The organism is Nocardioides sp. SYSU D00065, assembly GCF_017916425.1.
Taxonomy (GTDB): Bacteria; Actinomycetota; Actinomycetes; order Propionibacteriales; family Nocardioidaceae; genus Nocardioides.
The window spans coordinates 528,575-552,015 of sequence record NZ_JAFMSX010000002.1 but is presented as its reverse complement, the minus strand read 5'-3'; the positions used below and the strand labels follow the sequence as shown (position 1 = coordinate 552,015).

The 23,441-nt window shown below is 72.8% G+C and carries 17 protein-coding genes; 6 read left to right on the top strand and 11 right to left on the bottom strand.

Annotation, left to right across the window (positions count from 1 at the left end; all coding sequences use genetic code 11):
* Positions 1-21 precede the first annotated feature (21 nt).
* A complete protein-coding gene (locus J3P41_RS10725) occupies positions 22-1,083 on the bottom strand; it encodes an App1 family protein (protein ID WP_210650285.1) in 1,062 nt (353 codons plus the stop codon).
* 48 nt (positions 1,084-1,131) lie between these two features.
* A complete protein-coding gene (locus J3P41_RS10720) occupies positions 1,132-1,515 on the bottom strand; it encodes a VOC family protein (protein ID WP_210650284.1) in 384 nt (127 codons plus the stop codon).
* A gap of 300 nt (positions 1,516-1,815) precedes the next feature.
* Between J3P41_RS10720 and J3P41_RS10715 the strand changes: the two genes are divergently transcribed.
* Entirely contained in the window at positions 1,816-3,225 is a 1,410-nt protein-coding gene (locus J3P41_RS10715; RefSeq protein ID WP_210650283.1) for an HNH endonuclease signature motif containing protein, read from the top strand.
* Positions 3,226-3,292: 67 nt separating this feature from the next.
* On the opposite strand, the gene J3P41_RS10710 is transcribed toward J3P41_RS10715, so the two are convergent.
* The 4 genes from J3P41_RS10710 to J3P41_RS10695 all read right to left on the bottom strand — a co-directional run bounded on the left by J3P41_RS10710 (position 3,293) and on the right by J3P41_RS10695 (position 9,021).
* On the bottom strand, positions 3,293-3,847 hold the full coding sequence (locus J3P41_RS10710) for a GNAT family N-acetyltransferase (protein ID WP_210650282.1): 555 nt from the start codon (positions 3,845-3,847) through the stop codon (positions 3,293-3,295).
* A gap of 19 nt (positions 3,848-3,866) precedes the next feature.
* On the bottom strand, positions 3,867-5,444 hold the full coding sequence (guaA, locus tag J3P41_RS10705; RefSeq protein ID WP_210650281.1) for a glutamine-hydrolyzing GMP synthase: 1,578 nt from the start codon (positions 5,442-5,444) through the stop codon (positions 3,867-3,869).
* A gap of 254 nt (positions 5,445-5,698) precedes the next feature.
* The gene (locus J3P41_RS10700) at positions 5,699-7,402 is read right to left on the bottom strand and encodes a GMC oxidoreductase (protein WP_210650280.1); all 1,704 of its coding nucleotides are present in this window, start codon (positions 7,400-7,402) and stop codon (positions 5,699-5,701) included.
* Between the two features lie 2 nt (positions 7,403-7,404).
* On the bottom strand, positions 7,405-9,021 hold the full coding sequence (locus J3P41_RS10695) for a succinic semialdehyde dehydrogenase (RefSeq protein WP_210650279.1): 1,617 nt from the start codon (positions 9,019-9,021) through the stop codon (positions 7,405-7,407).
* 111 nt (positions 9,022-9,132) lie between these two features.
* On the opposite strand from J3P41_RS10695, the gene J3P41_RS10690 reads away from it, so the two are divergent.
* Positions 9,133-9,660: a hypothetical protein gene (locus J3P41_RS10690; protein WP_210650278.1), complete on the top strand. Its 528-nt coding sequence runs from the start codon at positions 9,133-9,135 to the stop codon at positions 9,658-9,660.
* Between the two features lie 15 nt (positions 9,661-9,675).
* Here J3P41_RS10690 and J3P41_RS10685 read toward each other — a convergent pair whose 3' ends face one another.
* Positions 9,676-11,388, bottom strand: a complete 1,713-nt coding sequence (locus J3P41_RS10685) for a glycerol-3-phosphate dehydrogenase/oxidase (RefSeq protein ID WP_210650277.1) — start codon at positions 11,386-11,388, stop codon at positions 9,676-9,678.
* Between the two features lie 55 nt (positions 11,389-11,443).
* Positions 11,444-12,553, bottom strand: coding sequence for a GuaB3 family IMP dehydrogenase-related protein (locus tag J3P41_RS10680; RefSeq protein ID WP_210650276.1), 1,110 nt, complete (start codon positions 12,551-12,553; stop codon positions 11,444-11,446).
* A 172-nt stretch (positions 12,554-12,725) separates the two neighbouring features.
* On the opposite strand from J3P41_RS10680, the gene J3P41_RS10675 reads away from it, so the two are divergent.
* Positions 12,726-14,483, top strand: a complete 1,758-nt coding sequence (locus J3P41_RS10675) for a CHAP domain-containing protein (RefSeq protein ID WP_210650275.1) — start codon at positions 12,726-12,728, stop codon at positions 14,481-14,483.
* A 74-nt stretch (positions 14,484-14,557) separates the two neighbouring features.
* Here J3P41_RS10675 and J3P41_RS10670 read toward each other — a convergent pair whose 3' ends face one another.
* A complete protein-coding gene (locus J3P41_RS10670; protein ID WP_210650274.1) occupies positions 14,558-16,546 on the bottom strand; it encodes a pre-peptidase C-terminal domain-containing protein in 1,989 nt (662 codons plus the stop codon).
* Between the two features lie 134 nt (positions 16,547-16,680).
* On the bottom strand, positions 16,681-18,183 hold the full coding sequence (gene guaB, locus J3P41_RS10665) for an IMP dehydrogenase (RefSeq protein WP_210650273.1): 1,503 nt from the start codon (positions 18,181-18,183) through the stop codon (positions 16,681-16,683).
* Positions 18,184-18,265: 82 nt separating this feature from the next.
* Between guaB and J3P41_RS10660 the strand changes: the two genes are divergently transcribed.
* The 3 genes from J3P41_RS10660 to J3P41_RS10650 all read left to right on the top strand — a co-directional run bounded on the left by J3P41_RS10660 (position 18,266) and on the right by J3P41_RS10650 (position 21,761).
* Positions 18,266-19,822 carry a hypothetical protein gene (locus J3P41_RS10660; protein WP_210650272.1) on the top strand — a complete coding sequence of 519 codons (1,557 nt, stop codon included), beginning with the start codon at positions 18,266-18,268 and terminating at the stop codon, positions 19,820-19,822.
* A gap of 83 nt (positions 19,823-19,905) precedes the next feature.
* Positions 19,906-20,427 (top strand): SigE family RNA polymerase sigma factor, encoded by a 522-nt coding sequence (locus J3P41_RS10655; RefSeq protein WP_210650271.1) that lies wholly within the window; start codon positions 19,906-19,908, stop codon positions 20,425-20,427.
* Positions 20,421-21,761, top strand: coding sequence for a hypothetical protein (locus J3P41_RS10650; RefSeq protein WP_210650270.1), 1,341 nt, complete (start codon positions 20,421-20,423; stop codon positions 21,759-21,761). Before J3P41_RS10655 ends, J3P41_RS10650 begins: the two co-directional genes overlap by 7 nt.
* Before the next feature lie 54 nt (positions 21,762-21,815).
* Here J3P41_RS10650 and groL read toward each other — a convergent pair whose 3' ends face one another.
* Positions 21,816-23,438: a chaperonin GroEL gene (gene groL, locus J3P41_RS10645; RefSeq protein WP_210650269.1), complete on the bottom strand. Its 1,623-nt coding sequence runs from the start codon at positions 23,436-23,438 to the stop codon at positions 21,816-21,818.
* Positions 23,439-23,441 lie beyond the last annotated feature (3 nt).

Sequence of the window (23,441 nt, the reverse complement as noted above, 5' to 3'; positions counted from 1 at the left end):
CGCGACCACCCCCCGGGTGGGTCAGTCCTGCGGGCCCGCACCTACTACGCCCCCGCCCGGACCGGACGCGAGAAGCCCGATCGCCGCGGCGTGGCGGCGTACGGCGTCGCTGTCGGCGGCCAGCACGAAAGGCACGTCGTGGTCCCAGGCGTCCGAGACCTTCTCGACCCGGCCGTCGCCGGGGTCCAGCCGCGTCTCGCGGATGTAGACCGCGAGGACCCGTCCCGGGTGCTCGCGCACGATGTCCGCGTAGATCTCCGGGTCCCGCTCCCCCGAGTCCCCGAGCAGCACGAACGGCAGGTCCGGGTGCAGCTCGAGCACCTCCCGGATCCGTCCGTGCTTCTCCTCCCGGCCCGCCGCCGACCCGAGCAGGTCGCGCAGGAGGACCGGCCCGAGCGGGAAGGCGCGGTGGGCGAGGAAGGCCTCGAGGAACGCGTGGAGGTTCCACGGGCTCGAGGAGACGTAGAAGACCGGGTTGGCCTCGCCGCGCGCCAGGTCGCCGTACAGCTCGACGACGCCGGGGAACGGCATGCGGGTGAGGGCCGACCCGGTCAGCGTCTGCAGCACCATCCGGCCCACCCGCTGCACGCCGGTCTCCAGGATCGTGTCGTCCACGTCGGAGATCACTCCGAACGCCGCCTCGCTCGACGGGACGCGCACGCGTACGTCGGTCGGGTGGCGGTCGGCGAGCCCGCGGTAGTCCCCGGCCAGCTCGACGGTCCCCCTCGCCCAGGGGCCTTCCAGGGACCCGGGTGCGAGGCGCGCCCGGAAGTAGCCCTCGGCGTCGGTCGTCACCAGCGCCTCGGCATCACCCAGCCGGACCCGCAGCGGGACGCCCGGCAGCTCGTCGGTCAGGAACGCACGCACGCTGCGCCCGACCGCGGCCCGCAGACTCTCGCCCTCGACGGCACTCGACAGCGGCGGGTCGTCGACCACCCGCCCGCGTACGACGACGCCTGCCCCCGTCCCGTGCCCGCCGTAGGACTCGATGCGGAGATGAGCCGGCGCCCGGCCCGCCCGGCGCCTGGCCCGGGCGCCGTCCCAGGCGTTCTCCAGGGCGACGATCCAGCGGCGCGCTTCCATGGGGGCAGCCTAGGGTGAGCCGGCCTCATCGGTCGGCGGCACTGCCGCTCACTCGCCCACGACGACCTCGACCTCGAAGCCCTCCGAGCTCTCCAGGTACAGCGCGACGTGCCTCTCGCCCCCAGCGTGCGGGTAGCGGTCGGCGAAGAGCTCGTGCCACCCGTGCTCGGTCGACTCCGCGCGCATGCGGTCCAGGGCCTCGCGCGTGTCCACCACCATCGCGAGGTGGTTGATGCCCGGCCGGAGCCGGTCGTGCGCGCCGCGCTGGTCGGGCGAGTGCTCCATGAAGAGGTAGGTGCCGTCGCCGTGCACCCACGACAGCGTCCCCTCTTCGCGGTCCCAGCCGCACCACGCGAGCAGCCAACCCCACTCCGCCTCGGCGGTCGTGACGTCGTCGACCCACAGGTCGAGGTGGTGGAGGGCGCGGGGCATGGGCCGACCCTAGACCCGGCGCCGTTGCTGGTCAGCGCGGCGTTCTGAGCATTTCTCGTCGCTGGGCTGGCTCGGCCCCGGATCGGAGACGGCGCAGCGCGCGCCGTGACCGCAGGGTCCTGCCTCCGCTCTACGTCTGCGTCGCGCTCCCTGGCAGCACACAGCACTCAGCCCCGGATACCGACCAGCTGCCGCGCTGGCAACCACAAACATCTGTCCGTCCCCACCGAGGGTCCGCGACCACCCATGTTGCGTTCGCCGCCATGGACGATGTCGGCGGTCGAGCGTATAATCGAACACATGATCGAGACGCTGGCAGGGCCGCGAGGCGCAGGGGTCGAGGACCTCTCCGCCTCCGCGCTGCTGGCTGCGATCAAGGAGCGGAGGGCCGCCGAGGACCGCGCGGCAGCCGACCAGCTCGACCTGGCTGCCCGGTGGGCCGACCTGCGCCCGCCGGAGTCGATCCACGCTGCTGCGTCGTTCACTGTCCCGGGCTGCGAGCACGAGGAGCCGATCGCCGGCGAGGGGGCGCCGTTGGTGGCGGAGTTCTGCGTCGCGGAGCTCGGCGCCGTGCTGGGCATCTCGACGACCGCGGCGAAGCGGCTGATCGGGCATGCGCTCGAGCTGCGGCACCGGCTGCCGCGGCTGTGGGCGCAGGTCCAGTTCGGCCGCGTGCCGGCGTGGCGGGCCCGGTCGGTCGCCGATGTCACGATTCACGCCGCCCCCGCGCTCACCATCGAGGCCGCGGGGTGGGTCGACTCCCAGGTCGCCGCGGTCGCCGGGCGGGTGGGTACGGCGCAGTTGGACAGGCTGGTCGCCGAGAGCATCAAGCGGTTCGACCTGGCCGCGCCAGATCCAACCGCCGATCCGGAGGATGGCTGGCAGCACGTGGACCCGCGCCACGCGACTATTGACACGCAGGACGTGCACTACGCCGGGACCATGCGCCTCGAGGCCGAGCTCGATCTCGCCGACGCCCTCGACCTCGACCGGGCCCTGGCCCACGGCGCCGCGACCCTCGCCGCCCTCGGCTCCCCCGAGCCGCTGGACGCTCGCCGGGCCAAGGCCCTCGGTGACCTGGCCCGCACCCAGACCGCGCTCGACCTGCACACCCAAGGCAATGCCGAGGCGCGGGCAGCTGACGGGCTGCCGGTCGCGCGGGAGGTCGTGCTGCACGCCCACTTCGACGCCTCAACGGTCGGTGAGCAGACGGTGTTCGGGCCTACCGGTCGCATGGAGGAGGGGCAGCGGCTCCTGTTGCTGGACCAGGTCAAGGGGTGGTGCGCCGACACGCGGACGAAGGTCACCATCAAGCCGGTCATCGACCTCGCCGCTGAGCTGTTTGCACCGGGCTACGGGATCCCGGACCGGATCCGCGAGCAGGTCGCCCTCCGCGACGTCACCTGCGTGTTCCCCTGGTGCTCACAACCGGCTCGTGGCTGCGACATCGACCACGTCATCCCGTTCGACCCGAACGCCGACGCGGAGGGCCGGCCACAACCCGGCCCCACCACCACGTCGAACCTCGCCGCGCTCTGCCGCAGGCACCACCGGCTCAAGACGCACTCCGCCTGGCGGTACACCGTCACCGGACCCGGCAGGTTCGAGTGGGTCAGTCCCCACGGCCATCGCTTCACCCGCGACCCCTCCGGCACCGCTCCGATCGACGCCTCGGATCCGCCGGGCGTCCCGCGGCCCCGGCGACGATGACCCCGCCCCTCACCCCCTGACAGGTCAACAGCCAGGGGGCGCGGAGCACGTTCTGGCGCTCGCGCTGCTAGGGCGCGTCGAGATCCGACGAGAGCTTGCTGAACACCTCGAGGTCGACGCGCCCGGCGTGGACGATTCCGGCCGATCGCGCGCGCCCCTCGTGGCTGAACCCGGCCGACACTGCTGCCTTCTGTGACGCGACGTTGCCGGTCGCGCAACAGATCACCACTCGCGCCATGCCCTGTGTGGACAGAGCCCAGTCGGCAAGGACTCGCGAAGCCTTGCCAGCGAGGCCGTGCCCTCGCGCCCAAGGGGCGACCCAGTAGCCGATCTCGGTCGCGCGCACTCGCCAGTCGGTCGCCTTCAGGTCGATGACGCCACACAGCCGTCCAGCGACCTCGATCCGCCGGACGAGACCGGCGCCGCTCGCGTGCATCCTGGGTGCGATCTCCTCGACGAACGCACGCGCCACGTCGGAGGTGTACGGCGACGGCAGTGGCAGCCATCGCTGAGTGACCTCGTCGCGGCAGGCCGAGGTGACGTCCTCGATGTCAGCCGATCCCAGAGGGGTGAGGCGGAAGCCGTCACCCGCCAGCACGTCATCGGCGAACTGGTTGCCCATACGAGTCAGCGCCCGGCGCTCACTCCCACTCGATGGTGCCCGGCGGCTTCGAGGTGATGTCGAGGGTGACCCGGTTGATCTCGGCGACCTCGTTGGTGATGCGCGTGGAGATCCGCTCCATCACCTCGAAGGGCAGGCGCGCCCAGTCGGCGGTCATCGCGTCCTCGGACGTCACGGGCCGGATGACGACGGGGTGGCCGTAGGTGCGGCCGTCGCCCTGGACGCCGACCGAGCGGACGTCGGCCAGCAGCACGACCGGCATCTGCCAGATGTCGCGGTCCAGGCCGGCGCGGGTGAGCTCTTGGCGGGCGATCGCGTCGGCGCGGCGCAGGATGTCGAGCCGGTCGGCCGTCACCTCGCCGATGATCCGGATGCCGAGGCCCGGGCCGGGGAAGGGCTGGCGCCACACCATCTCGGCGGGCAGGCCGAGCTGCTCGCCGACGAGGCGGACCTCGTCCTTGAACAGGGTCCGCAGCGGCTCGACGAGCTCGAACTCGAGGTCCTCGGGCAGCCCGCCGACGTTGTGGTGCGACTTGATGTTGGAGGTGCCGGCGCCGCCACCGGACTCGACCACGTCCGGGTAGAGCGTGCCCTGCACGAGGAAGCCGACCTTCTCGTCGTGCTCGGCCGCCTCGCCGAGCACCTGGACCTCGGCCGCCTCGAACGCGCGGATGAACTCGCGGCCGATGATCTTGCGCTTCTCCTCCGGGTCGGTGACGCCGGCGAGCGCAGCGAGGAACGTCTCCCGGGCGTCGTAGACGTGCAGGTTGACCCCGGTCGCGGCGACGAAGTCGCGCTCGACCTGCTCGGCCTCGCCCTCGCGCAGCAGGCCGTGGTCGACGAACACGCAGTGCAGCCGGTCGCCGATCGCGCGCTGCACGATGGCCGCGGCCACCGCCGAGTCGACGCCGCCCGACAGGCCGCAGATCGCCAGGCCTCTGTCGCCGATCTGCTCGCGCACCCGCTCGATCTGCTCCTCGGCGATGTTGAGCATCGTCCAGGTCTGGCGGCACCCGGCGATGTGGTGCAGGAAGTGCTCGAGCACCTTCTGCCCGTGCTCGGAGTGCAGCACCTCGGGGTGCCACTGCACGCCGGCCAGGCCGCGGCCGACGTCCTCGAAGGCCGCGACGGGCGTGTCGGCGGTCGAGGCGAGGACGGTGAAGCCCTCGGGCGCCTGGGCCACGGAGTCGCCGTGGGACATCCACACCTTGTGCTCGGCGGGGATCCCCTGCAGCAGGGTGCCGGGCTCGCTGACGGCGACGGGCGTACGTCCGTACTCGCGCGCGCCGGTGTGGGCGACCTCGCCGCCGAGGCCCTGCGCCATCAGCTGGAAGCCGTAGCACATGCCGAACACCGGCACCCCGGCCGTGAAGACGTGGTCGTCGATGCCGGGGGCGCCGTCGGCGTACACGCTCGACGGGCCGCCGGAGAGGATGATCGCCTTCGGCTTGCGCGCGAGCATCTCCTCCACCGGCATGGTGTGCGGGACGATCTCGCTGTAGACGCGTGCCTCGCGGACGCGCCGGGCGATGAGCTGGGCGTACTGCGCGCCGAAGTCGACGACGAGGACCAGGTCGTGCTCTGCAGGCTGCGTCACGCCTGGAGTCTATCGAGGCCCGTCCCGGTGCGACTCCCCGCCGTGGATCGCACCAGGGCCCGATCGGGGAGGGAGGGTGACCGGGCCCTGGTGCTTGAGATCCAGCAGCTGCACAGCAGCGCCGAGATCGGGAGTCCGACCCTTGGGAGGGAGCATGACTGCCGGACTCCTTACCCGCCCAACGACCCCTCGACAGCGTGGTTACGCCTCCCTAGGGGTGAATTTCCGGGTCCCTTGCCCGGCGGGTACAGGTCTCAGGTGATCCCGACGACCGGCAGGCGCAGCGCACCCGGCGCGGCGTCCGGGACGACGGGGTTCTTCGGCTCCACCGGCTCGACCCTGCGGTAGGCCGAGCCCAGCGCGGGTCGCGGGTCGGCCTCCCCCTTGTTGGGCCAGAACGCCATCGCCCGCTCTGCCTGGGCGGTGATGGTGAGGGAGGGGTTGACGCCGAGGTTGGCCGAGACCGCCGAGCCGTCGACCACGTGCAGCCCCTCGTGACCGAACAGCCGCTGCCACGGGTCCACCACGCCGGTCTCGGGCGAGTCGCCGATCGTGCACCCGCCGATGAAGTGCGCCGTCAGCGGCCGGTTGAACGGCTCCCCGACGTTGCCGCCGGGCGTCCCTCCCATCACCGCCGCCATCCGCCGCACCGCGTCGTAGGCGACGGGGATGTACGTCGGGTTGGGCAGGCCGTGGCCCTGCACGCTCGTCATCCGCCAGCCGAGGCGGCCCTTGACGCCGCGGGTGGTGATGGAGTTGTCGAGCGTCTGCATCACCAGCGCCACGACGGTGCGCTCGGACCAGTGCTTGAAGTCGTAGAGGTCGAGGGCGGTGCGCCGCTGCGCCCACAGCTCGCGCAGCCACGTCCGGACCCGGGATCGCCCGGGGGTGTCGTCGGCCAGCACCGTCTGCAGCAGCGCCATCGCGTTGGAGCCCTTGCCGTAGCGCACCGGCTCGATGTGGGTGACGTCGTCGGGGTGCCACGACGAGGTGATCGCGACGCCCTCTGTGTAGTCGGTCGAGGTGTCGGGCGCGAGCGCGCCGAGGATGGCCTCGGAGTTGGTGCGGGTCAGCACCCCGAGGCGGTCGCTGACGCGCGGCAGGTCGCCCTCGCCCTTGAGCTGGTGGAGGAGCTTCTGGGTGCCGAGGGCGGCCGCGGAGAAGACCACCTGGTCGGCGGTGAACGTCCGGGTGGCCGTACGCCGTGACAGCTTGGCCTTGGTCCAGCGGGTCGTCACCTCGTAGCCGCCGCCGCGCCGGGGCCGGACCCGCGTCACCGTGGTCAGCGGGTGGACGACCGCGCCGGCCCGCTCCGCGAGGTGCAGGTAGTTCTTGACCAAGGTGTTCTTGGCGTTGTGGCGGCACCCCGTCATGCACTCGCCGCAGTTGCGGCACGCGTTGCGCGCCGGGCCCGCGCCGCCGAAGTACGGGTCCTCGACGCGCTCCCCCGGACGCGCGTCGGGGCCGCCGAAGAAGACCCCGACCGGCGTGGGGTGGAAGGTGTCGCCCACCCCCATGTCCTCCGCGACCTGCTTCATCACCGCGTCGGCCGGCGTGTGCAGCGGGTTGTCGACCACCCCGAGCATCCGCTTGGCCTGGTCGTAGTAGGGGGCGAGCTCGGCCTTCCAGTCGGTGATGTGCGCCCACGAGGGGTCGCGGTAGAACGCCTCGAGCGGCTCGTAGAGGGTGTTGGCGTAGACCAGCGAGCCGCCCCCGACGCCGGCGCCGGCGAGGATCAGGCAGTCCTTGACCATGTCGATGCGCTGGATGCCGTAGAGGCCCAGGGCCGGTGCGAACAGGAAGCGCTTGGCGTCGAACGACGTGGCCGGGAAGTCGTCGTCCCCGAACCGGGCGCCCGCCTCCAGCACCCCGACCGAGTAGCCCTTCTCGGTCAGCCGGAGCGCGCTCACCGAGCCGCCGAACCCGGACCCGATGACGAGGACGTCGTAGTGGGTCATGCTCAGGCGCGCCCCAGCTTGTTGAGCAGGCGCAGGGACGCGGTCAGCACCTTGGCGTTGGTCTCCTCCGACATCCCGAGCATCGGCGCGATCGGCACCAGTCGCTGGGTGGCGACGGACTGCGCCTCGGTGTAGCGGTGCACGCCCTCGGCGCCCTGACGCCGGCCCATGCCGGACTCCCGCATCCCGCCCATCGGGGCGGCGAGCGAGCCGAACGTGGCGCCGTACGCCTCGTTGACGTTGACCGTGCCGCACCTGATCCGCCGTGCGAGGGCCCGCCCGCGGGCGCCGTCGCGGGTCCAGACCGAGGCGTTGAGGCCGTACAGCCCGTCGTTGGCGCGCTCGACGGCCTCGTCCTCGCCGTGGAAGCGGTAGAGCGACACGACCGGCCCGAAGGTCTCCTTGCCGAAGCACTGCATGTCGGCCGTGACGCCCTCGAGGATGGTCGGCTCGAAGACGAACGGACCCAGGTCCGGGCGGTGCCGGCCACCGGTGAGCACGCGGGCGCCCTTGGCGACGGCGTCCTCGACGTGGGCGGTGACGGTGTCGAGCTGGGCCTGGGAGATCAGCGAGCCCATGTCGACCGACCAGTCGTGGCTGGCGCCGAGCGTCATCGCCTCCGTGCGGGAGACGAAGGCGTCGACGAACCGGTCGTAGACCTGGTCGGCGACGAAGAGCCGCTCCGTCGACACGCACAGCTGGCCGGCGTTGGAGAACACCGCCCGGACCGCTCCCTCGGCCGCCCGGTGCGCGTCGGCGTCGCGCAACACCAGCATCGGGTTCTTGCCGCCCAGCTCCAGGGAGCAGCCGATGAGTCGCTCGGCGCACTGGCGGGCGATGATCCGGCCCGTGGCGGTCGAGCCGGTGAAGGCGACGTAGTCGGCCTCCGCGACCAGCGCGCCGCCGATCTCGGGACCGGGGCCGGCGACCACCTGCCACAGCTCCGGCGGGAAGCCGGCCTCCTCGAGCAGCTGCACCCCGAGCAGGGCGGTGAGCATCACCTGGGCGTCGGGCTTGGCCACCACCGCGTTGCCGGCGAGCAGCGCCGGCAGGCCGTCGCACAGCGCCATCGTGAGCGGGTAGTTCCACGGCGAGATGACCCCGACGACGCCCTTGGGAACCCGGTGCACCTCGGCGCGGGTCAGCACCGGGAACATCCCGGCGACCCGACGGCTGTCGAGGTGCTGGTGGGCGGTGCGGGCGTAGTAGCGCGCCGTCAGCGCGACGTGGGCGACCTCGAGGTAGGCGTCCTTGCGCGCCTTGCCCGACTCCCACACGACGAGGTCGATGAGGTCCTCCTGCCGGTCCAGGACCAGGTCGTGGAGGCGGAGCAGCGCTGCGGCGCGCTCGTCGAGGGACGTGCCCGCCCACGCCCGCTGCGCCCGGCGGGCGCGCACGAACGCCTCGGACACGTCGGCCGGGGTGGACTGCGGCACGTGCGCGAGCGGGGTGCCGCCGATGGGCGAGAAGACCGCCTCGGTCCGCCCGGAGGTGCTGACCAGACGCCGCGTGAGGGCGGCGACGTACGAGCGATCGAGGCCGTAGGCGGCCGTGGTGTCGTGCTCGGGGTCCGCGGGGCCGTCCGTGATGGGGCTCGGGGCAGGGCTCTGCTCGCTCATCCGTGCAGCGTAATTCGCGGCCGCGGCGGTTGCTACCGGTTGGTCACTTCGTCCCACGTCTCGACGCTCCGGTCGGATCCGTCCACCCGCCGGCTTCGCTAGGGTCGGCGCATGCCGACACCTCCTCCCCCGGCCGCCGGGTTCGCGTCGTCCAACCGCATCCTCGCCGGCACCCTGATGGGCGCCCTGGTGGTGATCGGCGTCGCCGTCTCGTTCGTGCTGCCCGCCGACACGTCGCTGCCGATCGTGGTGCCGGTGGCGCAGGTCGCCATCGGGGTCGCGGTGCACCTCCTGCTCGACGCCTTCGGCTACCGCCTGCCCGCGCTGCCGACGACGCTGGACGCCGAGGAGGCGGCCGCACAGGCGCGCGGGCGGTGGAGCAGCGCCATGGTGCTGCGCTTCGCCATCGCCGAGGCGGTGGCGATCGCCTCGCTGGCCGCGGCCTTCGTGCTGCCCGACGGCGGGATCCTCGTCTACGCCGGCGGCGCCGCGGTCTCGCTGGTCCTGATGGCGGTGCACGTGTGGCCGTGGGAGCGCCCGGTCGGCAAGGCGGCGGACGCCCTCGAGGCGGACGGGCGGGCGTCCGGCCTGCGCGAGGTGTTCGGGCTCGCCCCGCAGGGGCCCGTGCAGCGGCTCTGACCGGACGACCGGCCCTCAGACGATGTCGGGGGCCCGGACCCGGGCCTCGTCGGCCTCCTGGTCGGTGGACATGAGCTGGCTCTGCCGCTCCGCCTCGACCCGGCGCAGGTAGTGGTCCACCTCGTCCTCGAGCTGGGCGTCGTCCCACCCGAGCGCCTCGGCCATCAGCTCGGCGGCCGGGCGGGCAGCGGCGATCCCGCGGTCGAAGGTCTCGATCGACACCCGCGTACGACGCGCCAGCACGTCGTCGAGGTGCCGCGCGCCCTCGTGGGTGACCGCGTAGAGCACCTCGGCGCGCAGGTAGTGCTCGGCGCCCGGCAGCGGCTCGGCCAGGTCGGGTCGCCGGTGGATGAGCGCCAGCACCTCGTCGACGAGACCGCCGTAGCGCCCGAGCAGGTGGTCCACCACCCCGACCCCGAGGCCGGACGCGCGGCTCAGCGCGACCCGCTGGTTGGTGCGCGCCTCGAAGCCCCACGCGCCCATCAGGGGCACCCGGTCGGTGATCGAGGGCCGGGGCGCGTCGAAGTCGCGGATCGCGTGGTCGACCGCGTCCCGGGCCATCACCCGGTACGTCGTGAGCTTGCCGCCGGCGACGAGCACCAGGCCGGGGGCCGGGTTGGCCACCGTGTGCTCGCGCGAGAGCTTGGTCGTCTCGCCCATCTCCCCCTCCTTGCGCATCGGCTTGAGCAGCGGGCGCAGGCCGGCGTAGACGCCGACGACGTCGCGGTGGTCGAGCGGGTCCTTGAGCAGCGCGTTGACCTGACCCAGGACGTAGTCGATGTCGGTTCTGCTCGCGGCGGGGTGCGCCAGGTCGAGGTCCCACGCCGTGTCGGTCGTGCCGATGATCCAGAACTGGTCCCACGGGATCACGAACAGCACCGACTTCTCGGTCTTGGTGATGAAGCCGCACTCGGACCGGATCCGGTCCTTCGGCACGACGACGTGGATGCCCTTGCTGGCGTCGACGTCGAGCTGCGCACGCCCCCCGAGCAGGTCCTGCACCTCGTCGGTCCACACGCCGGCGGCATTGATGACCACCCGGGCCCGGATCTCGAGGTCGCGCTGGCCCTCCAGGTCGCGGGCGGTGACGCCGACCACCCGCTCGCCCTCGCGCAGGAAGCCGGTGACCTTGGTGCGCGTCGCGACGTGGGCGCCGTTGTTGGCCGCCGTGCGGGCGATGGTCATCACCAGCCGCGCGTCGTCGACCTGGCAGTCGTAGTAGCGGATCGCACCGTGCAGGCCGTCGGTCCTGATGTCGGGCGCCAGCCGCGCCAGCTGCTTGCGGAAGACGTGCCTGTGCCGGGGCACGCCCATGTCGTACTTCCCGGCCATCGCCATGGCGTCGTACAGCGCGACACCGGCGCCGACGTAGGGCCGCTCCCACGCGTGCTCCAGCGGGTAGAGGAACGGCACGGGACGTACGAGGTGGGGCGCGAGCCGCGTCAGCAGCAGGCCGCGCTCCTCCAGCGCCTCCTTGACGAGCGCGAAGTCGAGCATCTCCAGGTAGCGCAGCCCGCCGTGGACCAGCTTGGACGAGCGCGACGACGTGCCGGAGGCGAGGTCGCGCTGCTCCACCAGCCCGACCCGCAGGCCGCGCGTCACCGCGTCGAGCGCCGCGCCCACGCCGACGATCCCGCCGCCGACCACCAGCACGTCGAGCTCGCCGCCGGCCAGGTGCTCGAGGGCGTCGGACCGCTGATCGGCGTCGAGGGCTCGCGCAAGCGTCATGGCGCCAGTCTCCCAGGGGCCGCCCAGCGGCTCGGCGGCCCGACGACTCCGCGAGTCAGCGGTGGACGATGACCTCGATGCGCTGGAACTCCTTGAGCTCGGTGTAGCCGGTGGTCGCCATCGAGCGACGCAGGGCGCCGACCAGGTTCATCGTGCCGTCGGCGACGTGGGAGGGGCCGAACATGATCTCCTCCAGCGACCCCACCGGGGCGAAGCCGACCCGCTCGCCGCGGGGCAGGTCGGCGTGGGTCGCCTCGCTGCCCCAGTGGAACCCGCGACCCGGCGCCTCGCTCGCCCGGGCGAGCGGCGAGCCGATCATCACGGCGTCGGCGCCGCAGGCGATCGCCTTGGCGATGTCGCCCGAGCTGCCGATCGAGCCGTCCGCGATGACGTGGACGTAGCGCCCGCCGGACTCGTCGAGGTAGTCGCGGCGTGCTGCTGCGACGTCGGCGACGGCGCTCGCCATCGGCACCGCGACGCCGAGCACCGTGCGGGTGGTGTGGGCCGCCCCGCCGCCGAAGCCGACGAGCACGCCGGCGGCGCCCGTGCGCATCAGGTGCAGCGCCGCCTGGTAGGTCGCGCACCCACCGACGATGACCGGGACGTCGAGCTCGTAGATGAACTCCTTGAGGTTGAGCGGCTCGGCCTGGCTGCTCACGTGCTCGGCGCTGACCGTGGTGCCGCGGATGACGAAGATGTCGACACCACCGTCGACCACCGCCTTGGCGTGCTCCTTGGTCCGCTGCGGCGACAGCGAGCCGGCGACCGTGACACCGGCGGCCCGCATCTCGCGCAGCCGCGCGGTGATGAGCTCGGGCTTGATCGGCTCGGTGTAGATCTCCTGCATGCGCCGGGTCGCCTCGGGACCCTCGAGGCCCGCGACCTCCTCCAGCAGGCCGGTCGGGTCGTCGTAGCGGGTCCAGAGACCTTCGAGGTTGAGGACCCCGAGGCCGCCCATCTGCCCCAGCGCGATCGCGGTCGAGGGCGACATGACCGAGTCCATCGGCGCGGCGAGGACCGGCACGTCGAAGCGGTAGGCGTCGATCTGCCAGGCGGTGCTGACCTCCTCGGGGTCACGGGTGCGCCGCGAGGGCACGATCGCGATGTCGTCGAAGGAGTACGCCCGGCGACCGCGCTTGGCACGGCCGATCTCGATCTCGGTCATGCCGGGGAGCCTATCGGCGGCCACCCCGGCCCGGTTCCGCGCGTGCGACGAGCAACAGGAGATGAACAACATCCCGAACCCGTGCCGCGCCTCTGGAGCGGTCGCCTACGGTGGCACCGTGGGGAACAAGGGGACGCGGCCTCACTCGCGGCCGCAACGAACGATCGCGCGCGTGCTCGCATCCGTCTGCGCGGCGGGCGGCCTGCTGGTGGTGTCCGCGCCCACCGCACAGGCCGCGGACGACTACCCGTGGGCCGGGCAGGGCCGCTGCCCGATCGTGCCGCAGGAGCCCATCGAGGAGCCCACCCCGACGCCCGCGCAGACGCCCACGCAGACGCCCGCTCCGTCGGCACCGACGCCCAGCCCCGCTCCCGACCGCTCCCCCAACCCGTCCGCGCAGGCGACGACCAGCCCGACCCCCGGCGAGCCCGGCGAGGAGACGGCCACCATCGTCGAGCCGCCGCCACCGCCGCCGCCGGTCCTCGACCCGGTCACCGGCCACCTCTACGACCCGCGCGGCCCCAAGCCGACGTGCGCGCGCCGGGTGTGGTCGATCGACGGGTCGATCGGCGACCCGTGGGGCTTCGTCCTGCGCAACTGCACCAGCTTCGTGGCCTGGCGGCTGCAGGAGCGCAACCGCATGGCGGGCTTCTCCAACCACTTCGGCGGTGAGCACTGGGGCAACGCGGAGAACTGGGACGACGTCGCGCGCCGGCTGGGCTACCGCGTCGACTCCGTCCCGGCCATCGGTGCCGTCGCGCAGAGCGACGCCGGCCGCGTGGGCCACGTCGCGTGGGTGAGCGCGATCGGCCGCGGCACGGTGACCATCGAGGAGTACAACCACGCCACGCCCGGCGGCTACGGCGTACGCACCGTGCCCGTCGGGGAGTTCCGCTACCTCCACCTCGACGACGTCGCCCCCTCCCCCTTCGTCGGCTCGGACCGTCCGGTCGTGTCCGTGCCCGACGGGCTGGGCGAGTCCTGGACCGCTCGGGTCGACGACGGCGGCACCCTGCGGGTCGCCCGGCCCGGCCGCCCCGCCCGGGTCGTGGGGCCGCGCGCGGCGTTCTCGCCGCTCGCCGCCCCGGCGCTGGCCCTCGACCGGCGCGGCCGGCCGTGGGTGGGTGCCACCACCCGCGACGGGCGGGTCCTGGCCGGCACGCTCCGTGGGCCCCGCTTCGCGCTGCGTCCGGTCGCGACCGCCGCAGCGACCTCGAGCCCGGCGCTCGCGCTCGCGCGCACCGGTCGACCGGTGCTGGCCGCGATCTCGCCGGCCGGCACCCTCGTCACCCGCCGCCTCACCGAGCAGCGTCGCTGGAGCAGGTCCGAGCGGGTCGGTCGTCCCGGCTCCTGGGCCACCCACGCGGCTCCGGTGCTCGGCACCGACCGCTCGGGACGGACGTGGCTGGTGGCGGTCACCAGGGCGGGCGGCACCTTCGCGCAGTCCCTCGAGCGAGGCCGCCTCGCGCGCCTGCGCGGCGACGCCGCCTCGATCACGTCCACGCCCGCGCTCTCCACCTCAGGCGACGGGACCACCTACCTCCACCAGGTGACGGCCGCCGGACGGCTGGTCGTACGCACCCTCGACGGGCGTCGGTGGGGCCGGGCGACCACCATCGAGGGCGACTGGTCGCCGTACGCCTCCCCCGCCGTGGGCTCTGCGGCGGGACGACTGCACGTCGCGGCGGTGAGCGGCGCCGGGGCGGTCCTGGTGCGCGCCGCCGTCCCCGGCGAGCAGTCCCGCCTGCCCCGCAGGGCGCGCGCGTCGACCGGCGACCCCACCCGGTCCCCCGGCCTGGTGACCCGCAGCAACGCCGGCCTCTTCGTGGTGGCCGACCGCGGCCGTACGGCGACCGCGCGCCTGCTGACCCGCCCCGCGCAGGCCGTGTTCGGGCGCACGGCGCCCACTCGCGCCGGCTTCACCCCCTGAGCACCCCTGGACGTGCCACGGCGCGGCCACCCCGGGAGGGATGACCGCGCCGCGAGCGTCGGTGCAGCGTCAGGTCAGCGGCCGGCGTAGGCCCACGACGTGACGTTCTCGGTGTTCTCGAGCCCCGTGAAGCCCTCGACCGGCGCGTAGACGTCGGTCCGGAACTCGATGTTCTCGTCGTCGGCCGTGCCACCCACGTTGTCCGGGCCGACCCCGTAGAGGTTGACGCCGAAGTTCGCGCCGCCGGAGTCCATCATGTTGTGGATCTCGTCGGCGTTGTCGGTGTGGTAGTTGCCGATGGTGTGCCCGACCTCGTGCGCCGTCACGTTGGCCACCGCCTGGGAGACGAAGGCGATCCGGTCGCTGCTGGCGTTGAGGTAGGTGTTCAGCGACGACGCCGGACCGGCGGGCGCGCTGAGCACGTCGAGCAGCACGATCGCCTCGTCCTCGTGACCGAAGTTGCCCGGGTCGATGTACTGCGCGATGCCGATGGTGTTGAGGCCGGTCTCGGCGATCGTCCCGGCGACGTAGATGCGCGAGACGTTCTCCTGCCCGATCAGCTCGGGGTTGGTGCGCGCGTTGAGCACCTGCACGTTGACCGACGGGTTCGTGCCGGCGATCTCGGCGTCGAGGTTGCGCTGCACCTGGTTGAGGATGCGGTTCTCGAGCTGGCGTGCCGACGTGCGCGGGATGCCCCACTGCGGCACGAACGCGGCGAACGGCGAGACCCGGCGCTGCCCGGGACCGCCCCACGTGCCGGTGTTGACCCGCCCGGGCGCGAAGTCGAGCAGCACCGTCTGCGTGCGACCGCGGTCGCCCTGCGTGCCGGGACGGTAGCCCTCGACGGTCACGTCGTAGGAGCCGCTGGCCCCCGTGACCTCGACCGTGTACCAGCCGGCCTCCTCCGCGACGTAGGCGATGGCGGTGTTGCCACCGCCGATCAGCGGCGAGGTGGGCGGGTAGAGCGAGGACGCGTCGGTCCCGACGCCGCCCACGCGCTCCTCGCCGGACGGCGTCCGGACGGCGAGGCCGGTGGCGGTGCCCTCGGCGTTGGCGCCGACGGTGTCCCCGGGGCGCAGCCGCACCGAGTAGAAGTCGGCGTCGAGCTCCTGGCTGGCGACAGCGAGGCGGTAGTCGCCGACGTCGGCGCCGCCCGCTCCGCTGCCCGAGTCGAACGGATCGGCCGGCAGCGGGTCGAAGGCGTAGCCGCCCACCATCACGTAGTAGGTGCCGGGCGCCTCGGGCTTGTAGGTCAGCGCGCTGTGCGTGCCGGTGCCGCTGTCGTCGTCCGCCGCGAGCGGAGTGCCCTCCGCATCCCACACGACCAGGATCGTGTCCGTGGCCGTCGCGCTGCCCTCGGTGTCGGCGGTGAGCGTCTGGCCCTCCCCGACCTCGACGGAGTAGAAGTCGAAGTCGTTGCTGCCGGTGCCCTCGGGGCCGTGCGGCCCGTCGCCCAGCACGGAGCTCACCACCGCCGAGCCGGTCCCCGCGATGCCGGTGGGCGTGGCGAGCGGGATCGCTCCCTGGTCCTCGGCGGTGGTCACCGTGCTGGGCGTGCTCGCCCCGGGCGCGGCCAGGCCGCCGAGGATCCGGACGGCCGGCATCCGCGCGGCGCCGGTGCCGAAGCCGGGGATCGGCTCGGCGTCGACGTGCGAGTCGTTGGACCCGGTGGTCCCGGCCGGCTCCTCCTCGTCGTGGACGAACGGCGTGAGCACCGCACGGCCCTCGACGCCCCGGCGGGCGGTGAAGGCCTCGCGCCGGTTCGCGGCGAGCCGCTGGGACACCGCACGCTTCTCGGCCTGGGCGTGCATGTTCTTGTTCCAGGCGAAGTAGTTGGCGTCGGTGATCGACGGCAGGTTGGCGAGGTAGGGGTTGGGGTTGGCCTGGGCCGTCAGCGCGGCCGCTCCCGTCTCCTTGGGCGCGACCTGGAGGCCCAGGTCGAGGGCCTGCTGCTGCTGGGGTGTGACGGCGTCGCCGTCGGCCGGTGCCGCGTTGGACAACGTCGGCATCACGAGGGCCACGAGACCGGCACAACCGGTCGCAGCCAGAATTCTTGCGCGCACTGGCGCTCCTCCCGAGAGAAACCGGGATCGAGCACGTCGTGCCGATGGATCACACCGTCGCGGGGCCCGATCCCCTGACCTGAGTCAACGTAGGCGCTCGCGACCGGTTCGGGAAGAAATACTTTCGGCTGACGTCACGCGCCGCTGTAGTTGGGCGCCTCGACGGTCATCTGCACGCCGTGGGGGTGGCTCTCCTTAAGCGATGCGGAGGTGATCCGGACGAACCGGCCCTTGTCCTGCAGCTCGGGGATCGTGCGCGCGCCGACGTAGAACATCGACTGCGTGAGCCCGCCGACAAGCTGGTGGGCGACCGCCGAGAGCGGACCGCGATAGGCGACCTGGCCCTCGATGCCCTCGGGCACGATCTTGTCGTCGCTGGCGACCTCGGCCTGGAAGTAGCGGTCCTTGGAGTACGACTTCTTGCCGCGGCTGCTCATGGCGGCCATCGAGCCCATCCCGCGGTAGGACTTGAACTGCTTGCCGTTGACGAACACCACCTCGCCGGGCGACTCCTCGCAGCCGGCGAGCATCGAGCCGACCATGACGGAGTCGGCGCCCGCGACCAGCGCCTTGGCGATCTCGCCGGAGTACTTCATGCCGCCGTCGGCGATCAGCGGGACGCCGGCCGGCTTGGTCGCGAGCGAGGCCTCGTAGACGGCGGTCACCTGCGGCACGCCGACACCGGTGACGACGCGGGTCGTGCAGATCGAGCCCGGCCCGACGCCGACCTTGACCGCGTCGGCGCCCGCGTCGACGAACGCCTGCGCGCCCTCGCGGGTGGCGACGTTGCCGCCGATGACCTGCACGTGCCGGGTGGCCGGGTCGGACTTGAGCCGGCGGACCATGTCGAGCAGCAGGTGGACGTGCCCGTGGGCGGTGTCGGCGACCAGGACGTCGACGCCGGCCTCGACCAGCGTGGTCGCCCGCTCCCAGGCGTCGCCGAAGTAGCCGATCGCCGCGCCGACCAGCAGCCTGCCGTCGGCGTCGTACGACGCGTGCGGGAACTGCTCGCCCTTGACGAAGTCCTTGACCGTGATGAGGCCGCCGAGCCGTCCTTGGTCGTCGATGAGGGGCAGCCGCTCGCGCTTGTGCGCACGCAGCAGCGAGGTCGCCTCCTCACGGGAGATCCCCACCGGGCCGGTGATGAGCCCCTCGGCGGTCATCACCTCGGTGACCTTGGTGGTCGCCCACTCGGCGACGGGCGTGAAGCGCAGGTCGCGGTTGGTGATGATGCCGAGGAGCCGGTTGTCGACGTCGACCACGGGCAGGCCGGAGACGCGGTACTCCCCGCACAGCCGGTCGAGCTCCTCCAGGGTCGCATCCGGGCCGATGGTGACGGGGTTGGAGATGATCCCGGTCTGGGTGCGCTTGACCAGGTCGACCTGGCGCGCCTGGTCCTCGATCGACAGGTTGCGGTGCAGCACGCCGAGACCGCCCTCGCGCGCCATCGCGATCGCCATCCGCGACTCGGTGACCGTGTCCATCGCGGCGCTGATCAGCGGCACCTTCACCGAGATCTCGCGCGTCAGGCGCGTGGTGGTGTCGATCTCGCTCGGCGCGAGGTCGGACTCCCCCGGCAGCAGCAGCACGTCGTCGTAGGTGAGGCCCAGGGCAGCGAACTTCTCGGGGATCTCCACCACCTCATTCTACGGGGCGTCACACGCGCTCTGCGAAAGTGTCGCCATGGGGTTCGGGAGGGACTTCTCTGCGCGTTCCGGCATGCCTTCCGGCATGCGCTCGGGCATGCGCTTCGGGCGGCCGGTCTGGCTGGCCGCGGCAGCGGCCTTCGTGGCCCGCTTCCCCTCGCTGCTGTGGCCGCTGCGGCCCGACGAGGCGGGATTCCTGCTCGTCGCGCGCACCTGGCAGCCCGAGCCCGGCTCGGTCTACGGCCACCACTGGGTGGACCGACCGCCGCTGGTGATCTGGCTGGTGCGCGCCGCCGACGCGCTCGGGGGGCCGTACGCCCACCGCCTCGTCGGGGCGTTCGCCTGCGCGCTGCTCGTGCTCGCCGCCGCGGGGGCGGCCGGCGAGGTCGCGCGCCGCGCCCGTCTGACCGATCCCGCTGGTGCGCAGCGGGTCGCCGGCTGGGCGGCCGCGCTGACGGCCGCGCTGGTCGGCAACGCGTGGATCGACCCCGCGGCGGCCAAGGGCGAGCTGTTCGGCATCCCCCTCGTGCTCGCGTCGTGCTGGCTGGCGCTGCGTGCCGTCCGCCGCACCTCGGCGCCCGACGCCTTCTGGGCCGGACTGCTCGCCATGACAGCGCTCGGGCTCAAGCAGAGCATCGTCGGCGGGCTCGTCTTCGGGGCGGTCCTCCTGGCCGCCACGCTGCTGACCAGGGAGCTGCCGGCACGCGCCGGGCTGCGCTGCGCCGCCGCGGCGACGGCCGGCGCCGCCGTACCCGTGGCGGCGGTGGTCGGATGGGCCCTCGCGGCCGGTGTGCGGCTGCCGACGCTGTGGTACACGGTCGTCACCTTCCGCTTCGACGCGAGCCGGACCATCGCCGCCCAGAGCGGTGGCGCGCCGACGGACCGCGCCTGGCTCCTGCTGCTGCTCTTCCTCGGCGTCGGGATGCTGTTCGTGCTCGTCTGCTTCGCGACGCGCCTGCGCGCCCTGCTGCGCCACGACGCGGCGCTGGTCGCGGCGATCGCGGCGGTGCTCGTCGTGGACGTCGTGGGCATCGTGGTGAGCGGCAGCTACTGGAAGCCGTACCTCCTCGTGCCGATCCCCGGACTCGCCCTCGCCGTCGCGGCACTGCTGACGCTCGACCAGGTACATCCCCCACGCCGCCCGACGACCCCGGCCGCAGTGATCTTCGCGGTCGCCTCCAGCGTGGTCGCGCTCGTCACGTGGACTGCCGCGTGGGCCGCCGGCCGGGTGCCGGTGGAGGTGCGCACCGGCGAGGCCATCGCTGCCGCCGCCGGTCCCGGCGACCGGGTCCTCGTCTACGGCGGTCGCGCCGACATCCAGTGGGCCAGCGGCGCGCCCTCGCCCTACGCGCACCTGTGGTCCCTGCCGATGCGCACGCTCGATCCACGGCTGTCGCAGCTGCGCAAGGTGCTGACCGGCGACGGCGCGCCCACGTGGTTCGTCGAGGCCACCCGTCTCGACGCCTGGAGCGAGCGCGGCACCCGTCGTCTGGAGCGCTCCCTGATCCGCGACTACGACCTGGTGACCGAGGCGTGCGACCGCTACCGGGTCTACCGCCTTCGCGCGGCCGGTCCGGCCCGGCTCGACGTCGACTGCTCGACCCCGTTCCGCACGATCTGGGGGCGATGACCGACCCGTGGAGGAAATTCGCGGACCTCGCCGTGCAACCCGCGCGGTGCCTCACCCCGTTCTGACCGGCATGGAGAAGAACAGTGCGTGACGAGGCGGCCTTCGTCGAGTTCGCGCAGTCGACCCGGGACCGTCTGCGCCGTACGGCGTACCTGCTGTGCGGCGACTGGGACCGGGCGGCGGACTTCGTGCAGGAGGGGCTGGTCCGGGTGTACGTCCGGTGGCCGCGGCTGGTGCGCCACGGCGGCGAGCTGGCCTACGCCCGCAAGGCGGTCCTCAGCGCGTACCTCGACCACGCGCGTCGCCGCTCGAGCACCGAGCGCCCCACCGAGGACGTCCCGATGCTGGCCTCGCCGGAGGACGTCGCGGCTGCGGTGACCACGCGGGAGGCGCTGATGGCGGCGCTCACCGCGCTGCCGCCGCGCCAGCGGGCGTGCGTGGTGCTGCGCTACTTCGAGGACCTGTCGGTCGCGGAGACCGCCGCCCTGCTGGGGTGCGCCGAGGGCACGGTGAAGAGCCAGACCTCGCGCGCGCTGTTCGCGCTCCGGTCCACGTTGGAGGACTCGCCGTCCGGCGAGCCGGCAGAAGGAGCCGCGTCATGGTGAACGAGCTACGAGAGCTGTTGCGCGAGGCGTCCGCCAGGCCGCCGCAGGACCGCGGGGACCTGGCCGCCGTACTGGGCACCGGCCGACGGCGGGTGCGCCGACGGCGCGCCGGGGTGGCCGGCGCCGGCGCCCTGACGGCAGGGGTCGTCGCCGTGGCGTCGGTGACCTGGATCGATCCCGCCCCGAGGGACCTCGAGAGCGCGGAGATCCCACGCCCGGCCGGCCCCACCATCCGGCTGACGGAGGCGCGTCCGGCGGTCGAGGGGACCGACTACCGCGACCTCACGACGTACACCAACGAGGACCTCGACACCGACAACGGGCAGTACTTCGACGGGGTCACCGACGACGGCCTCGTGCTGTTCCGCGACGGACCGCGGTCGGGGCAGCTCAACCCGCGCTTCGCCCTGATGGACCCCGCCACCCGTCGGAAGGAGTGGTTGCCGCGTCTCGCCGTCGGTCAGTCCCAGTTCTGGTCCGCGGAACTGAGCGAGGACCGGCTGGTGCTCCTGACGTTGGACACCGCCGCCGCGCATGTCTTCGATCGGGACACACGGCAGTGGTCGAGTACGTCCTGGCCCTCGTTGTCGGGAGGGAGGGGCTGGGGGGTTCGGCTGCCGAGCGTGGGGCCCGACGGGCGCCTCTACGTCCTTGTCCCTGCGACGCAGGGACGGATCCCCGAGGGCGGCTGGCCGATGGGCTCGGACGGCGAGGCGGACGACGCAGACGCCGAAGGTGACACCTTCGACCTCTGGTCAGTCTCCCTCACTGACGGCTCCGATGTCCGCGACGAGGGCCTGCAGGTCGGGGCATTCGGCTTCGACGGCGACTCCCTGGTGTGGACCGACTCCTCCAACGGGGCCGCCGGCCTGGTCCACGTGCGCGACCTCGCCACCGGCGAGGAGACGTCCTTCGACCCGCAGCTGGGTGAGCGGTGCAACCTCCTCGGCTTCGACGTCGCCGGGGGCCGGATCGCCCTGTCTCAGTACTGCGGGACGTACGGCGAGGGCGTGCGGGACGACCGCGTCCAGGTCGTCACGACGGAGGGTGAGCAGGTCGTTACCGTCCAGGACAGCGGCGTGGACGGCGGGGACCTCGTGGCGGACGGCGACTTCCTCACGCTGACGGCGCACGACCCCGCCACCGGCGGCACCTACGTCTACGACTTCGAGGACGGCCGTCTGATGCGGCTCAGCGAGGCGCACTCTCCCTGGGCCGTGGGGCAGGGGCCGACCCCGGGCGACCAGTTCCTGTGGAGCGAGCCCGCCGGGCGGAAGGTGGCGATGTTCGGCCGCAGCGGCGCCGAGGTGCACCTCAGCGAGATCGTCCGCTGACGCGACAGGCCCGCACCGGAGTCCGGTGCGGGCCTGTCGAGTGGAGCGGGACGGTCAGTGACCGTGGCCGTGCCCGTGACCGGCGGCGGCCGCGGGCTCCTCCTCCTCGGGCTTGTCCACGACCAGCGTCTCGGTCGTGAGCAGCATCGCGGCGATCGAGGTCGCGTTGACGAGTGCGGAGCGGGTGACCTTGACCGGGTCGAGGACGCCCTGGGCGACCAGGTCGCCGTACTCGCCGGTCGCGGCGTTGTAGCCGTTGCCGACACCGAGCTCGCGGACCTTGGAGGTCACGACGTAGCCGTTCTCGCCACCGTTCTCGGCGATCCAGCGCAGCGGCTCGTCGGCCGCCACGCGGACCACGCGGACGCCGGCGGCCTCGTCACCGCTCAGGCCGAGGCTGTCCTCGAGCACCGACACGGCGTGGATCAGCGCGGAGCCACCGCCGGGGACGATGCCTTCCTCGATCGCGGCGCGCGTCGCGGAGACGGCGTCCTCGATGCGGTGCTTCTTCTCCTTCAGCTCCACCTCGGTGGCGGCGCCGACCTTGATCACGCACACGCCGCCGGCCAGCTTGGCGAGACGCTCCTGGAGCTTCTCGCGGTCCCAGTCGGAGTCGGTGTTCTCGATCTCGGCCTTGATCTGGTTGACGCGGCCCTCGACGGCGGTGGTGTCGCCCGCGCCGTCGACGATCGTGGTGTTGTCCTTGGTGATCACCACGCGACGCGCCTGGCCGAGCACCTCCAGACCGACCTGGTCGAGCTTGAGACCGACCTCGGGCGCGACGACCTGGCCGCCGGTGAGGACCGCGATGTCCTGCATCATCGCCTTGCGGCGGTCGCCGAAGGCCGGGCTCTTCACCGCGGCGACGTTGAAGGTGCCGCGGATCTTGTTGACCACGAGGGTCGAGAGCGCCTCGCCCTCGACGTCCTCGGCGAGGATGAAGAGCGGCTTGCCGGTGGCGATGACCTTCTCCAGCAGCGGGAGGAGCTCCTGGATCGAGGAGATCTTGCCCTGGTGGAGCAGGATGTAGGGGTCGTCGAGGACGGCCTCCATCGACTCCGGGTCGCTGACGAAGTAGGCCGAGATGTAGCCCTTGTCGAACTGCATGCCCTCGGTGAACTCGAGCTCGGTGCCCATGGTGTTGGACTCCTCGACCGTGATCACGCCGTCCTTGCCGACCTTGTCGAAGGCCTCGGCGAGCAGGTCGCCGATGTGGCTGTCGCGGCTCGAGATCGTGGCGACGGACGCCATGTCCTCGCGCGACTCGACCTCGCGGGCGGCCTCGCGCAGCGCGTCGCCGACGGCCTCGGCCGCGGCGTCCATGCCCCGCTTGAGGCCCATCGGGTTGGCACCGGCGGCCACGGCGCGCAGGCCCTCGTGGACCATCGCCTGCGCCAGCACGGTGGCGGTGGTGGTCCCGTCACCGGCGATGTCGTTGGTCTTGGTGGCCACCTCCTTGGTGAGCTGGGCACCGAGGTTCTCGAACGGGTCGTCGAGCTCGACCTCGCGGGCGACGGTCACGCCGTCGTTGGTGATGGTGGGGGCGCCCCACTTCTTGTCGAGGACCACGTAGCGGCCCTTGGGGCCGAGCGTGACCTTGACGGCGTTGGCGAGGGCGTCCACGCCGCGCTCGAGGGCGCGGCGGGCGTTCTCGTCGAACTCCAGGATCTTGGGCATCTG

Bases quoted from the DNA above. Each gene is read 5' to 3' on its own strand.
- J3P41_RS10715 (WP_210650283.1), top strand. From the start codon at position 1,816: ATGATCGAGACGCTGGCAGGGCCGCGAGGCGCAGGGGTCGAGGACCTC.
- J3P41_RS10690 (WP_210650278.1), top strand. From the start codon at position 9,133: ATGCCGACACCTCCTCCCCCGGCCGCCGGGTTCGCGTCGTCCAACCGC.
- J3P41_RS10680 (WP_210650276.1), bottom strand. From the start codon at position 12,553: ATGACCGAGATCGAGATCGGCCGTGCCAAGCGCGGTCGCCGGGCGTAC.
- J3P41_RS10685 (WP_210650277.1), bottom strand. From the start codon at position 11,388: ATGACGCTTGCGCGAGCCCTCGACGCCGATCAGCGGTCCGACGCCCTC.
- J3P41_RS10720 (WP_210650284.1), bottom strand. From the start codon at position 1,515: ATGCCCCGCGCCCTCCACCACCTCGACCTGTGGGTCGACGACGTCACG.
- J3P41_RS10650 (WP_210650270.1), top strand. From the start codon at position 20,421: ATGGTGAACGAGCTACGAGAGCTGTTGCGCGAGGCGTCCGCCAGGCCG.
- J3P41_RS10725 (WP_210650285.1), bottom strand. From the start codon at position 1,083: ATGGAAGCGCGCCGCTGGATCGTCGCCCTGGAGAACGCCTGGGACGGC.
- J3P41_RS10710 (WP_210650282.1), bottom strand. From the start codon at position 3,847: ATGGGCAACCAGTTCGCCGATGACGTGCTGGCGGGTGACGGCTTCCGC.
- J3P41_RS10660 (WP_210650272.1), top strand. From the start codon at position 18,266: ATGCCTTCCGGCATGCGCTCGGGCATGCGCTTCGGGCGGCCGGTCTGG.
- J3P41_RS10700 (WP_210650280.1), bottom strand. From the start codon at position 7,402: ATGACCCACTACGACGTCCTCGTCATCGGGTCCGGGTTCGGCGGCTCG.
- groL (WP_210650269.1), bottom strand. From the start codon at position 23,438: ATGCCCAAGATCCTGGAGTTCGACGAGAACGCCCGCCGCGCCCTCGAG.
- J3P41_RS10695 (WP_210650279.1), bottom strand. From the start codon at position 9,021: ATGAGCGAGCAGAGCCCTGCCCCGAGCCCCATCACGGACGGCCCCGCG.